The 12,787-nt window shown below is 69.1% G+C and carries 14 protein-coding genes; 9 read left to right on the top strand and 5 right to left on the bottom strand.

Annotated features, from left to right (window positions below):
• The first annotated feature begins 1 nt into the window (after window position 1).
• Window positions 2-865: an EamA family transporter gene (locus MicroSTF_RS08555; protein ID WP_322954954.1), complete on the top strand. Its 864-nt coding sequence runs from the start codon at window positions 2-4 to the stop codon at window positions 863-865.
• On the opposite strand, the gene MicroSTF_RS08550 is transcribed toward MicroSTF_RS08555, so the two are convergent.
• Window positions 866-1,522, bottom strand: coding sequence for a response regulator (locus MicroSTF_RS08550; protein WP_021201215.1), 657 nt, complete (start codon window positions 1,520-1,522; stop codon window positions 866-868).
• A 227-nt stretch (window positions 1,523-1,749) separates the two neighbouring features.
• On the opposite strand from MicroSTF_RS08550, the gene MicroSTF_RS08545 reads away from it, so the two are divergent.
• On the top strand, window positions 1,750-2,892 hold the full coding sequence (locus MicroSTF_RS08545) for a sensor histidine kinase (protein ID WP_322954951.1): 1,143 nt from the start codon (window positions 1,750-1,752) through the stop codon (window positions 2,890-2,892).
• 254 nt (window positions 2,893-3,146) lie between these two features.
• Here MicroSTF_RS08545 and MicroSTF_RS08540 read toward each other — a convergent pair whose 3' ends face one another.
• Window positions 3,147-3,890 (bottom strand): GntR family transcriptional regulator, encoded by a 744-nt coding sequence (locus tag MicroSTF_RS08540; RefSeq protein WP_029259976.1) that lies wholly within the window; start codon window positions 3,888-3,890, stop codon window positions 3,147-3,149.
• Window positions 3,891-4,059: 169 nt separating this feature from the next.
• On the opposite strand from MicroSTF_RS08540, the gene MicroSTF_RS08535 reads away from it, so the two are divergent.
• The 6 genes from MicroSTF_RS08535 (at window position 4,060) to MicroSTF_RS08510 (ending at window position 10,621) form a co-directional block, all read left to right on the top strand.
• The gene (locus MicroSTF_RS08535; RefSeq protein WP_136024461.1) at window positions 4,060-4,989 is read left to right on the top strand and encodes a phosphate/phosphite/phosphonate ABC transporter substrate-binding protein; all 930 of its coding nucleotides are present in this window, start codon (window positions 4,060-4,062) and stop codon (window positions 4,987-4,989) included.
• 108 nt (window positions 4,990-5,097) lie between these two features.
• Window positions 5,098-5,928 (top strand): phosphonate ABC transporter ATP-binding protein, encoded by an 831-nt coding sequence (gene phnC, locus MicroSTF_RS08530; RefSeq protein WP_029267504.1) that lies wholly within the window; start codon window positions 5,098-5,100, stop codon window positions 5,926-5,928.
• Window positions 5,925-7,682: a phosphonate ABC transporter, permease protein PhnE gene (gene phnE, locus MicroSTF_RS08525; RefSeq protein WP_322954948.1), complete on the top strand. Its 1,758-nt coding sequence runs from the start codon at window positions 5,925-5,927 to the stop codon at window positions 7,680-7,682. The genes phnC and phnE overlap by 4 nt, the downstream gene beginning before the upstream one ends.
• Complete coding sequence (locus tag MicroSTF_RS08520) at window positions 7,679-8,818, top strand: TIGR03364 family FAD-dependent oxidoreductase (RefSeq protein ID WP_322954947.1); 1,140 nt, start codon at window positions 7,679-7,681, stop codon at window positions 8,816-8,818. Before phnE ends, MicroSTF_RS08520 begins: the two co-directional genes overlap by 4 nt.
• Window positions 8,815-9,522 (top strand): phosphonatase-like hydrolase, encoded by a 708-nt coding sequence (locus MicroSTF_RS08515; protein WP_322954945.1) that lies wholly within the window; start codon window positions 8,815-8,817, stop codon window positions 9,520-9,522. The genes MicroSTF_RS08520 and MicroSTF_RS08515 overlap by 4 nt, the downstream gene beginning before the upstream one ends.
• 10 nt (window positions 9,523-9,532) lie before the next feature.
• A complete protein-coding gene (locus MicroSTF_RS08510) occupies window positions 9,533-10,621 on the top strand; it encodes an alcohol dehydrogenase catalytic domain-containing protein (RefSeq protein WP_322954943.1) in 1,089 nt (362 codons plus the stop codon).
• Window positions 10,622-10,638: 17 nt separating this feature from the next.
• Here MicroSTF_RS08510 and MicroSTF_RS08505 read toward each other — a convergent pair whose 3' ends face one another.
• From MicroSTF_RS08505 to MicroSTF_RS08495, 3 genes are read right to left on the bottom strand one after another with little or no spacing between them, the layout of a single operon-like run.
• Window positions 10,639-11,232: a CinA family protein gene (locus MicroSTF_RS08505; RefSeq protein WP_231494480.1), complete on the bottom strand. Its 594-nt coding sequence runs from the start codon at window positions 11,230-11,232 to the stop codon at window positions 10,639-10,641.
• Window positions 11,229-11,642 (bottom strand): CBS domain-containing protein, encoded by a 414-nt coding sequence (locus tag MicroSTF_RS08500; RefSeq protein ID WP_021201205.1) that lies wholly within the window; start codon window positions 11,640-11,642, stop codon window positions 11,229-11,231. Before MicroSTF_RS08500 ends, MicroSTF_RS08505 begins: the two co-directional genes overlap by 4 nt.
• Complete coding sequence (locus tag MicroSTF_RS08495; protein WP_021201204.1) at window positions 11,639-12,118, bottom strand: hypothetical protein; 480 nt, start codon at window positions 12,116-12,118, stop codon at window positions 11,639-11,641. The genes MicroSTF_RS08500 and MicroSTF_RS08495 overlap by 4 nt, the downstream gene beginning before the upstream one ends.
• Window positions 12,119-12,309: 191 nt before the next feature.
• Between MicroSTF_RS08495 and MicroSTF_RS08490 the strand changes: the two genes are divergently transcribed.
• Window positions 12,310-12,657, top strand: coding sequence for a hypothetical protein (locus MicroSTF_RS08490; RefSeq protein WP_021201203.1), 348 nt, complete (start codon window positions 12,310-12,312; stop codon window positions 12,655-12,657).
• The last annotated feature ends 130 nt before the right edge of the window (window positions 12,658-12,787 follow it).

The following is a 12,787-nucleotide window of genomic DNA, read 5'->3' as shown; positions in this document are numbered from 1 at the left end:
CGTGTCTCCACTCGCCTTCGTCCTGGTCTTCGGCGCCGCCATAGCCCACGCGGCGTGGAACATCATCGCGCACGGCATCAGCCGGGCCGGAGCGCCGTTCCTGTGGTGGGGATCGGTCGGCAGCACCGTCGTGTGGATCGGCGCGGTGCCGTTCACCGGCGGTCTCGGGGCCGACGACCTGGGGTCGTTCGCCCTCGGTGTCGCCGTCTCGTCGGTGCTGCACGTCGGTTACATGGCGGTGCTCCAGCGCGGGTACCGGGAGGGCAAACTCTCCACCGTCTACGCGACGGCGCGGGGCACGGGCCCCTTCCTCTCGGTGATCGTGGCCGTGCTGCTGCTCGGTGAGCGTCCTTCGGCGCTCGCGCTCGTGGGCGTCGCCGCCGTGATCGTCGGCGTCGTCGCCATCGGACTCGTCGACCGGGGGAGAGGGGCGGGTTCTCGGCGGCTCGATCCCGGCATCGTCTTCGGGCTCCTCACCGGTGTCGCGATAGCCGTCTACACGATCTGGGACGCGCACGCGGTACGCACCTGGGGCCTCTCGCCGGTCGCGTTCATGGTCGGAACCACGCTGCTGCAGGTGCCGTTCTACTCGATCGCGGTGCGTCGGCGCTGGGGTGCGGTGTGGGCGCTCGGGCGCACGCAATGGCGCCGCATCCTGGCCTTCGGCATCCTGTCGCCGCTGTCGTACATCCTGGTGCTGACCGCGATCCAGATCGCACCGGTCGCGCTGGTGGCCCCCCTGCGCGAGGTCAGCGTGGTGCTGGTGAGCCTGTTCGGGGTGTTCGTGCTGCGGGAGTCGCGTCCCGCCTGGCGGATCGCGGCGTCGCTCGTCGTCGTCGCGGGGATCGTCCTGCTCGCGTGGTGATCAGCGGAAGCTGACGAGACCAGCGTGCGCGGCCGTCACGAGGATCTGCACGCGGTCGCGCAGGTGCCACTTGGACATCATGCGGCCGAGATGCGCCTTCACCGTACCCTCGGAGACGATCAGCGCCTTGGCGATCTCGGCGTTCGACATGCCTTGGGCGAGGCAGTGGAGCACCTCGACCTCGCGCTCGGTGAGCGGCTCGAGGGCGTCGGCGTCGGCCGCCACGGGCGTAGATTCGCGGACGTGCTTGATCAGCATCGAGGCGATCCGGGGAGAGAGGGAGCTGGCGCCGCTGTGCACTTCGCGGACGCCCGTGACGATGTCGTCGGCGCTGGAGTCCTTGAGCAGGTAGCCGGAGGCGCCGGCGCTGAGCATCGGAAGCACCGTGTCGCTGCCGTCGAGCGTCGTCACCGCGAGGACGCGGACGTGCGGCCAGCGCTCGGCGATCACGCCGGTGGCCTCGATGCCGTCCATCTCGGGCATCTGCACGTCCATCATCACCACATCGGGCTGCTCGCGTTCCACCGTGGCGATCGCCTCGAGGCCGTCCTCCGCCTGCGCGATCACGGTGATCTCCGGGTCACGCGACACGAAGTGCGACAGCGCCGAACGGACCAATGGATCATCGTCGACGATCACGACACGGATTTCCTGCATAGGGGGAAGCCTAACGGCGGGAGCGCTTCGATGACGTCATGTAGACCTTTGGCCAAAAACCTCTAGACGTGAGACAGATGTGCGCCGCGTTGTTCGCCGAGAAGATGAATACAGACATCGACGAACGACTACATAATGGAGGTGAACGTAATGACTTTCTGGCAGCAGGTTGGCAAGTTTTTTGGTCTCGTCCGCTAGCGTACCTGGCGAATAGGAGATAGTGAACCATGGCCTTCGACCAGTCCACCCGACGATCTGCGGATTCGTTCCGGTTGAGTCGGGGCGAGAAGCTCAGCGCGATCGAGCGGATCGTCGTCCTGGTCATCGTCTCCATCACCATCGCCACGGACGTCATAGGTTTTTTCACCACGCCGGGTGTGAACCCGGTCGCACTTTTGGTGAGCGTCGCATGTACCGCAGCGTTCGCCCTCTATCTCTGGAATCCACTCATCGCGACATGCGCCCTCGGCGTCGTGTTCGCGACATCATTCCTCGTGGGAACCGAGTCCCAGGTTCTGACCGCAGCCGCTGTCGCGGCCGGGCTGGTCATGAGGCTGGGATGGACCTCCCTGATCCTGTCGTACACCGGTGCGTTCCTCATCGCTGCAGCACTCGTCGCCAACGGCGATGCCGACACCGATGTGAACGTCGGTCTGTTCCTCATCTTCGCCACGGTGGCCGGAGCTGTCGGGTTCGCCCTGCGGCTCGCCTTTGCTCGGGGCAGTCGCCTCGAGCGCGAACTCGAGGAGCGCGCGGAACAAGAACGTCAAGCAGTGCTCGCCGAGCGACGATGGATCGCCGGTGAGCTGCACGACAGCATCGCGCACCACCTCACGGTGGTGGCGCTGCACGTGCAGATGCTCGAAGACCCCGAGACCAGCACCGATTCGCAGGAAGCGATCCGTGTCGCCGCGCGCAAGGCGATGACCGATCTTCGCTTCGTGATCGAATTGGCGGACGACGGTCCGCAGTCGTCCAGTGTGCAGACGGGCGACCTCGCAGCGGCGATCGACGAGGCGCAGAGCGAGTTCGAATCCGCGGGTCACTCCGTGGCCCGCGACGGAGACCCCCGCGACGAGCGCATCCCGCGTGCCGTCGAGATCGTCCTCGCGCGCATCGTGCGCGAGTCCGCCACGAACATCCTCAAATACGCAGGACCCGGTGAGGTGCAGATCGACCTCGCCGTGGACGACGACGTCGCCCACCTCACGCTGCGCAGCCCGCTCCCGACGACGCCGCGCCGCGAGCTCTCCTCCAGTCGCACCGGCTTGGGAAGGATGGCGGAGCGCGTCATGGGCGCGAGCGGCGAGTTCAGCGCCGGCGAAGTCGAGGGATTCTGGGTCGTGTCGGCCCGACTTCCGGTCGTCTGATGCTCTAGAGTGTGTGAGCACCCCTTCCACGATCCGCGAGAACCTAGACGAAAGTCTAGAGAAGTCTCGACGTTCGACCCTGTGGAACGCGTTGCAGCCTCCCGTAATCTGAAGGCTCCCCAGATAAAGCGTCCCCAGCGCTGCGATCGCGGGCGCGGTCTTTCTGGCTTCTGAAACACCTTGCGCGCTCGCGATCGCCTTCTGCGTTAACGGCCGATTCTCCGGCCTCCCGACCGGTGCTCATGCACGTCCTGCTAGGCGCCGACAGCACGCATGAAATGGCCGTCGGTGGAGATCCCCGACGCGGCGACCGTGAAGCGCACGACCTCGCTCAGGTAGCGGTCCTCCGAGGCCTCGAAGATCCGCCCCTCCGCATCGCGCGACGTGCGTGTGAGGCGCAGGATAGGCGTGCCACGGGGCACGCGCAGCAGTGCGGCATCCTGGTCGTCGGCGGCCACCGCATCGATGACGTGCTGCAGCGTGACGATCGGGTGTCCGACCGAGCCCAGGTACTCCGTGATCGAGACCTCGTCGAGGTTCACCTCGAACAGTCGTCGTCCCGCGACCTCCGTGTAGTGGAGGCGCTCCAGCATGGTCGGGCGGCCGTCGAGCAGGCGCAGCCTGACCACGCTCACGATGGTGTCGCTCGCGTCGACGCCGAGTGCTGCTCCCAGATCGCCGGCGCGCCGCAGGCTCAGCTCCTGCGTCTGCGCCCCCGGGGTGACGCCCAGCTCCCGAGCCCAGCGCGTGAACGGCACCGACACGTCGACGGCCTGATTGGCCTTGCGGGCGACCACGCGCGCCGGCCGCCCGCGGCTCGTCTCGATCAGACCTTCGCCGCGCAGGGCGGCCAGGGCATTGCGGATCGGACCGCGAGATGTGCGCCACTTCTCGGCGAGGTCCGCCTCGGTCGGGACGTCGTCGCCCGGGCGCAGGGTGCCCGCCGCGATCTGCGCGCGAAGGTCGTCGGCGATCTGGGTGTACACAGCTTCGGCCACATAGGTACATTACTTCGCCATCTCGGTGGGCGCGATCACGTTCGAGGAGTGTTCATCCAGGCGAATGCTCGGTAAACGAGCCCTGAACTCTTCCGAGTTAGGTACATATCTCGGCGTGGCACCTGAGAGAGTCTTCCGTGGATCACCCCTCACACCCTGAAAGGTCCTCATGAAGCTTCGCGCTCTTCCCGCCCTCGCCGGCGTCGCGCTCCTCGCCCTCGGCCTCGCCGCCTGTTCCGGCTCGGCCGACGCAGCCGGCACATCCGGTGCCGACGAGTCGTCCTCCGCCAGCGGATTCGCGGTCGACGAGAACACGCTCGTCTTCGGCGTCGTGCCCGACTCGGTCGACACCGAGACGAATTACCAGCCGCTCATGGACTACATCGCCGAGATCACCGGCAAGACGGTCGAGTACCACGAGTCGACCGACTACGCCGCACTCATCGAGGCCGCGGTCGCCGGCAAGGTCGACGTCGCGTCCTTCTCCGGATTCACCTACGTCACCGCCACCAACAACGGTGCCAAGCTCACCCCGATCTCCTCGATCGTGACCGAGGAGGGCCAGGAGCCGGGCTACTTCTCGCAGGCGATCGTCCCGGTCGGCAGCGACATCACGAGCATCGACGACTTCAAGGGCAAGAAGGTCTGCTTCGTGGACCCGTCGTCGACCTCGGGCTACCTGTTCCCGTCGTACAACCTGCTCAAGGCCGGCATCGACCCCAAGACCGACATCACCCCGGTGTTCGCAGGCAAGCACGATGTCAGCGTCACGAAGGTCGGCGAGGGTGTGGAGTGCGAGGCGGGCTTCGCCGAGGACTCCGAGGTCGAGAAGTCGGACAAGGTGAAGGTCGTCGACGAGACGATGGTGCCCGGTGCGCCGCTGGTCTACTCCTCCACGCTCCCGGACGACGTCTCGAAGAAGCTCATCGACGGCCTCGCCGAGATCACGATCGACGACATCATCGCCGCGGGCATCGACGGTGCCGACACCGACGCCTTCCGCAGCGTGTTCTACGCCACGAAGCCGGTCGACGACGCGTACTACGACCTGATCCGCGACATCTGCAAGGAGACCGAAGCAGAGCAGTGCAAGGCCTGAGCCCGGCCTGACCGCTTCCCCTCACCCGGCGCCCTCCGTCCCTTCCGTCGCGCACGGACAGGACGGAGGGCACCACCGCACGACTCACGACACCACAGGAGCTACGACATGACCGCCTCGGCATCCGACGCCCTCATCCGCCTCGACGGCGTGACGAAGACCTTCGGGACGACCACTGCACTGAAGGATGCCTCGCTCGAGGTGTCCCGCGGCGAGATCGTCGTGCTCCTCGGCCTCTCCGGCTCGGGGAAGTCGACCCTGCTGCGCCACCTCGACGGTCTCGAGACCCCCACCGCGGGCTCGGTCGAGGTGCTGGGCTCCCAGGTCCCGGCGCTGAAGGGCAGGGCGCTGCGCGACCTCCGCAGCCGCGTGGGCTTCATCTTCCAGCAGTTCGAGCTGGTGCCCTCGCTCACCGTGCTCGAGAACGTGCTCACCGGCTCGCTGTCCGGCGTGCGCGGACCGCGCCTCGGCCTCTGGGGATACTCGCGTGCCGCCAAGCTCACCGCACTCGAGCACCTCGATCGCGTCGGTCTGCTCGACCGCGCCTACCAGCGCAGCGACACCCTCTCGGGTGGGCAGCAGCAGCGCGTGGCCATCGCCAGGGCCCTGATGCAGAAGCCCGACATCCTGCTCGCCGACGAGCCGGTCGCCTCGCTCGACCCGGAGTCGAGCGAGCAGGTCATGGCGCTGATCCGGGAGATCGCCGCCGACGAGGGACTCACCGTCGTCTGCAGCCTGCACCAGGTCGACCTCGCGATCTCGTGGGCCGACCGCATCGTCGGTCTGCGTCACGGCGAAGTGGTGCTGGACACCCCGACCGACGATCTCACCAAGGCCGAGGTCATGGAGATCTACGGCCGCGTCGCCACCACGACCGCCGAGATCCGTGCCGTGGCCGAGGAGCTGGTCGAGGCGGCTGCGCAGGTGGCCGCATCATGACGGCCCTCGATTCCGCGACGGATGCCGCCACACGCGGCGGAGGCCCCGTGGCTCAGGGCGGCGGGCGCAGCGTCGCCGAGCGTGCCCCGAGGCGTCCGATCTCGCCGGAGCGGATCGCGGCATCCCTCACCCTGGTCGCCCTCGTGGTGCTCGGCATCCTCGCCGTCCGCGATGTCGACATCTCCCTCCCGGCGATGGTGCAGAGCTGGGGCAATGCCGAGAACTTCATGGCACGCGTCGGCGGTCTCACCTTCCCCGCCCCTGGCGACCTCGCCTGGCTGATCGCCCTCACCGTGGGACTCGTGCTCGTGGGCACTCTGCTCGCCGCCGTGCTGTCGGTGCCGATCGCCTACCTCGCCGCCGCCAACACCACGCCGGGGAACGGATGGCGCGCAGCCGCGCGGTTCATCGGCGTGCTCACCCGTGCGCTTCCCGACGTGGTGCTCGCGATGGCGTTCGTGCTGATGTTCTCGCTCGGCACCCTTCCCGGGATCCTCGCCATCGGCATCCACTCGATCGGAATGATCTCGAAGATGTTCGCCGATGCGATCGAGCAGATCGATGAAGGCCCCCGCCTCGCCATCCGTGCGGCGGGCGGCTCGAAGATGCAGGAGTTCACGTCGGGCATCCTGCCGCAGGTGCTGCCCAGCTGGGTGGCCACCGTGCTGCACCGCAACGACATCAACCTGCGCGGCAGCGTGGTTCTCGGCTACGTGGGCGTCGCCGGTCTGGGCCTGGAGATGTCGTATGCGTTCAAGTCGCTCAACTACGGCAAGGGCCTCGGCATCGCCCTCGTGATCTTCATCCTGTGCGTCGCGATGGAGATCGTCTCGAGCATGGTCCGCGGCGCGATGCTCGGCGAGCAGAAGCACACCCGATCGTGGATCGACAGGATCCTGCATCCGCGTCTCGGCGCGAACGCCGCATCGGTACCCGACGCCCGCCCCGCCTGGGCGGCCAGCCCGGAGACCGCGGTGCGGCGGCCCTGGACCGCGCAGCGCGTGCGCCACACGATCGCCGGCGTCATCGCGATGCTCGTGGTGATCGGCAGCGTCGTGGTCAGCCAGATCAACTGGATGGACCTCATCACGTTCTGGGCCAAGCTGCCAGAGGTGGCGGAGAAGTTCTGGCCGCCGTCGTTCGGCAACTACGACGCGAGCGCGATGTTCCAGGCGATGCGCGAGACCGTCGCGATCGCCCTCGCGGCCACCGTGCTCACCCTGCTCCCGTCGTTGCTGCTGGGTTCGCTCGCGGCACGCAACGTCGCCCCGAGCTCCGGTGCCCGTGGCACGGCACGTCTGCTGCTCGTCGGCATCCGGGGCATCCCGGAGCTGATCCTCGCGATCGTGCTCGTGGTCATCACCGGACTCGGCGCGCAGGCCGGCGTCATCGCTCTCGCCATCGGCGGCATCGGACTGCTCGGCAAGCTCATCGCCGACTCCTTCGAAGAAGTGGACCGCGGACCGGAACGCGCACTTCGCGCGGTGGGCGCGACGCGTCTGCAGACCTATACCTCGGCGACAGTGCCGCAGGGCATGCAGGCGCTCATCGGCCACAGCTTCTACATGCTCGACACGAACATCCGCGCGGCGACGATCCTCGGCATCGTCGGCGGCGGCGGCGTCGGCTATTACCTGCTCAACGCCAGCCAGGGCTCTCGCTACGAGACCGTGACGGCGATCGTGCTGATGATCCTCGCCACCGTGCTGGTGGTCGAAGGGCTCGCGATGTGGATGCGGAAGGTGTTCCGATGAATCGTCCTCTCGACACGGCCGACGTGGTCGTCGTCGGCTCCGGGATCGTCGGTCTGGGTGCGGCGTACGCGGCGGTCCGGCGCGGTCTGCGCGTGATCGTGGTCGACCGCACCGACGCACCGGTCGGCGCCACGATCCGCAACTTCGGGCACCTCTGCATCGGGGCTCAGGGCGGGGAGGCCCGGCGGTACGCCGACATCTCGCGCGACCTGTGGCTGCGCCTCTCCCAGGATGCGGGCTTCTGGCTGCGCGAGTCGGGCACGCTGGTCGCCGCCCGGCACGACGATGAGCTCGCCGTGCTGGAGGCCGCGTCCCGCGAAGGCGGGATCCGGATGCTGGATTCCGCGGAGCTCCTGCGTCTCGCCCCGCTCCGTGCCGAGGGACTCATCGGCGGCGCGCATATCGAGACCGACCTGCAGACGGATCCGCGCACCGCGGCGGATGCCATCGTGCGTCACCTGGCTCGTCTGGGCGTCGAGTTCCGCTTCCGTACCGCCGTCACCGCGGTCGGAGACGGACGTGTCGAGACCACCCGCGGTCCGATCGCCTGCGGGAGCGTCGTCGTCGCCGTGAACCACGACATCGATCAGCTGCTCCCCGAAGTCGCCGAACGGCACGGGGTGGTCCGCTGCGCCCTGGACATGATGCGGGCGGCCGTGTCGTTCCGGCATCCGCTGGCGGCGCCGCTGCTCACCGGCTGGTCGCTCGTCCGCTACGGTCGGTTCTCCGACGGACCCGAGGCCGCCGTGCTGCGCGAGCGCCTGCACACCGAGCGGCCCGACCTCGCCGCGATCGACCTCAACCAGATGTACACGCAGCTCGCCGACGGCACGCTCATCATCGGCGACTCGCACTCCACCGCCGTGGCCCCTGTGCCGTTTCAGCCCGAAGCCGCGTTCACCGCGTTCCTCGCCGAGGCGGAGGCGCTGTTCGACGCACCGGCTCCCCGCGTGATCGAGCGGTGGCAGGGCGTATACGCGAAGGGGCGGCAGGAGTTCCTGATCGACCGGACCGACGACGGTGTGCTGGTGCTCGCCGCCACGACCGGCATCGGGATGACCACAGGGCTGGGGCTCGCCGAAGAGAATCTCACCGCCGCCTTCGGGTGGGCGGCAGCAATGGAAGGAACATCATGACCACTCCTCTCGAACTCGTCGTCCTCGACATGGCGGGAACCACGGTGCTCGACGACGGCGTCGTGGAACAGGCGTTCCAGCGCGCCGCCGAGCGCACGGGCGTCGCGGACCGGATGCCGTGGGACGAGGCGCTCGACTACGTGCGCGTGACGATGGGGCAGTCGAAGATCGATGTCTTCGCGCACCTCTCCGGTGGCGACGCCGAGTCGGCCGCACGGGCGACCGCCGCGTTCGAGGGCGCGTACGCCGAGATCGTCTCCGAGCAGGGAGTCTCCGAGGTGCCTGGCGCCGCCGACGCGATCCAGGGGCTGAAGGATGCCGGGTTGACGGTCGTGCTCACCACCGGCTTCGCCCCGGTGACCCGCGACGCCCTGATCGACGGTCTGGGGTGGGGCGATCTCGTCGACCTCGTCCTGTCGCCGATCGACGCCGGACGCGGGCGTCCCGCCCCGGACCTGGTGCTCACCGCGCTGCTGCGCACGCAGACCGCCTCTGTCCAGGCCGTCGCTGTCGCCGGCGACACCGTCAGCGACGTCGAGTCGGGCCGCCGAGCCGGTGCCGGATTCGTCGCGGGCGTGCTGACCGGTGCACACGATCGTCCGGCGCTGAGCGCCGCAGGGGCGGATGCCGTGCTGAGTGATGTGACCGCCTTGCGCGGTGTGCTCGTCCAGCGCGAACTGCTCCCGCTCGTCGCCACCTCCTGAGAGGCCCGACATGGGAACGCTGCTGATCCGTCCTCCCGGACACCGGAGAGACGTCGCTCTGCGCCCGGCGGCGACCGCGATGGTCTGGATCGGCGAGGGCCATCCGCACGAGACGATCGCCGTGCCCGGGGTCGCGCTCGCCGACGGCGATGTGCTCGTGGCGGTCGAGATGTCGACGATCTGCGGCTCGGATGTGCACACCGTGCAGGGCCGTCGATCCGCGCCGACGCCGCTCGTGCTCGGACACGAGAGCGTCGGGCGGGTGATCGCGACCGGCGACGCCGGAGCGCTCACCGTCGACGGCACTCCGCTGCGGATCGGCGACCGGGTGGTCTGGTCGGTCACGGTGTCGTGTGCGCGCTGCGACCGCTGCCTGCAGGGCATGCCGCAGAAATGCCGCGACCTGGGCAAGTACGGGCACGACCGCGTCGGCGCGCACGGCGATCTCACCGGAGCCTTCGCGAGTCATGTGCAGCTGCGGGAGGGGACGGCCATCGTGCGCGTGCCGGAGGCGCTCCCCGCCTCGGTGCTCGCCCCCGCTTCGTGCGCCACGGCGACCGCCTGGGCGGCGGTGGCGAGGGCTGCCAAGGACCGCGACCTCGACGGGGCCGCCGTGCGGATTCACGGGGCCGGACTTGTCGGGCTGTCGGCTGCGGCCATCGCGGCCGAGCAGGGCGCAACCGTCGAGGTGCTCGACCCCAATCCGGATCGACGTGCGCTCGCCGCACGCTTCGGCGCGACGGGTCTCGCCCGTGAACCCGACGTGGTGATCGAGGCCTCGGGGCATGCCGTGGCCGAGGCACTCGCGGGTGTCGCGGTTGGGGGAACGGTCGTGCTCGTCGGGAGCGTGTTCCCCGCCGACTCGGTGCCGTTTGATGCCGAGAGCATCGTGCGACGGCTGGTCACGGTCGCCGGTGTCCACAACTACACCGGTGCCGAGCTGGCCGATGCCGTGGCCTTCCTCGCCGGACGGGGGCGGGCCTACCCGTTCGCGGATGCGGTCGGCGCGGTGCGCGGGCTGTTCGAGATCGACGCGGCTCTGGCGGCAGCCGCCGGCCCGGGCGCGCCCCTGCGGATCGGGCTCATCCCGGGGCAGTGACGCCCGGATCGCCGACGCTACTCGTCGGCGTCCTGACCGCGCAGGGGCCCGAGCGGGCGGAGCCCCTCGGAATGGAAGGCGAGCAGGCGGACGGCGGCGGTGACGGTCGCGGCCAGTACCTCTTCCGGGTCGCCGACCAGAGCGAGCCTCCGATGACCCGTATCGTCAGCGGTGGCCCAGCCCAGGTAGACCGTCCCCGCGGGGTGACCCCCCTGCGGCTCGGGGCCTCCGACGCCCGTGGTCGACACGGCGATGTCGGCGTCGAAGAGGCGCCGTGCCCCCGCGGCGAGCTGTTCTGCGCACGAGGCGGAGCAGGGATCGGTCCCCGGTGTCAGCCCGAGCACCCGCTCCTTGACGTCGGTCCGGTAGGCGACGACGCCGCCGGCGAACCAGTCCGAGGCCGCGTCGCCGGAGCCGATGGTGTGCGCGAGCAGGCCGGCGGTGAGCGACTCCGCCACCCCGACCCGCAGCGGTCGCTCGGCGGCCAGCTCACTCAGTCGCGCGATGTGGCTGCGCATGCCGGGGCCGCCGCTCGCGCCGTCTGTCTCGGTGTCGTTCGCGTCGTCCGTCTCGGTGTCCGGATCGGCTGTGGGGTCGTCGTGCAGGGTCACCGTGAGATGCTCTCCACCGTCTTGCCGGTCGTCGCCGCGGAGAGCGAACGGGCGATGTCCGCCTGACTGACGATCCCGACCAGTCGCCGATCGGCGATCACCGGCAGGCGTCGCACCTGGTTCTCCTGCATCCGATCGAGGGCCACACGGATGTCGTCGTCGGCGTCGACCGTGACGGGCCTGCCCTTCGCGAGTGCGGACGCCGGCGTCGTCTCCGGGTCCATCCCGAGGGCGATCGCTCCGACGACGATGTCGCGGTCGGTGAGCATGCCCTTCAGCTTGCTGTCCTCGCCGCAGATCGGCAGGGCGCCGACATCCAGATCCGCCATGACGGACGCGGCGATGCGCAGCGAATCGTTCACCCCGATGCACCGCGGACTCGGCGTCATCAGATCGCGGGTGGTGGTCATCGCTCTTCGCTCTCGTCATAGTCGGGGCGAGGAGGCTGGAGCGGCTGGTCGGAGTACTCGCCGCCCGCGCGGCCTCCGTACGGGCGACCGTGATCGGCGAACTCATCCCGCGCGAACACGAGAGTCCACGGACCGGCCGTGAAGTGCGCTCCCGTGCGCAGCGTCTCGGAGTCCTCATCGACATGGGTCGCGTCCACACCCAGGCTCGCGTTCGTCTCGCCCTCGCCGTGCATCGTCAACACATACTCGTCGCGGTCGTCGTGCGTGATCGTGGCATGCACGGGGTCGGTGTCGGCGAGGCGCAGCTCGTTGCCGTCGGCCGAGCCGATGCGCACCACGTCGTCTTCCAGGGCGAATTCGGTGCGTTCGTCGTCCCGCGTGATGCGCAGCCGCGGGTTTCCCGCGCCCCACTGGGCGTGGGTGGTCGTCGGCGTGTAGCCCTCGTCGGGACGGTCGTCGATGTGTCGGTCGTTCATGGCATTGCCCTTCTCGAGTTCGAGTGACCCCGAGGCTAGGCCCCGGTCGATGTCTCGCCGAGGGGGTTGACTTCGGTGTATCGAGTCGGCATCGGGCACACCTGCCCGTGAGGGCGGCATCCGGCGGAGGAGTGCGCGACAATGGATCGAAGCCGTCGTCTCGGCCAGGCAGCGACCAAGGAGCACCACCAATGGGAAAGTTCGTCTACGAAGGCGGCGTGAAGACCGAGATCGAGGACCGCGCCCTCACCCACCTGCAACTCGTCATCACCGCGAAGCTGCGGCGCGGCGAGCCGTTCCCGTTCAGCTGGCGCGAAGATGCGAGCGTGGGCGGCGGGCGCACGACCGTCTGGATCCAGCCCGGGAGCTCGCTCGTCTTCAAGTACTTCGGCAGCCGTCAGCCTTCGATCAACCGCGCGTGGATCGAGGCGCTGGCGTTCACGGCGAACGCTCCGAGCGGTCTGTACCTGGTTCCCGAACCGGCCGAGGCCGGCGACGAGCCCGGTGCCGGAGAGGTTCCGGTCACGCCCCCGCTCTGACCTCCGGGGCTCTCCTCGAGCCCACGCACCTCATCGAGACCCACCGGCGCGCAGCATCCGCCGGTGGGTCTCGGCGTTGCGCCCGGACATCGAAGGCCCCTGGGGCACGGCGAGATCTGTCAACCCCCTG

Source organism: Microbacterium sp. STF-2 (assembly GCF_034650155.1).
GTDB lineage: Bacteria > Actinomycetota > Actinomycetes > Actinomycetales > Microbacteriaceae > Microbacterium > Microbacterium maritypicum_A.
The sequence above is the reverse complement of the archived record's forward strand: the minus strand, read 5'-3'. Positions and strand labels throughout refer to the sequence as shown.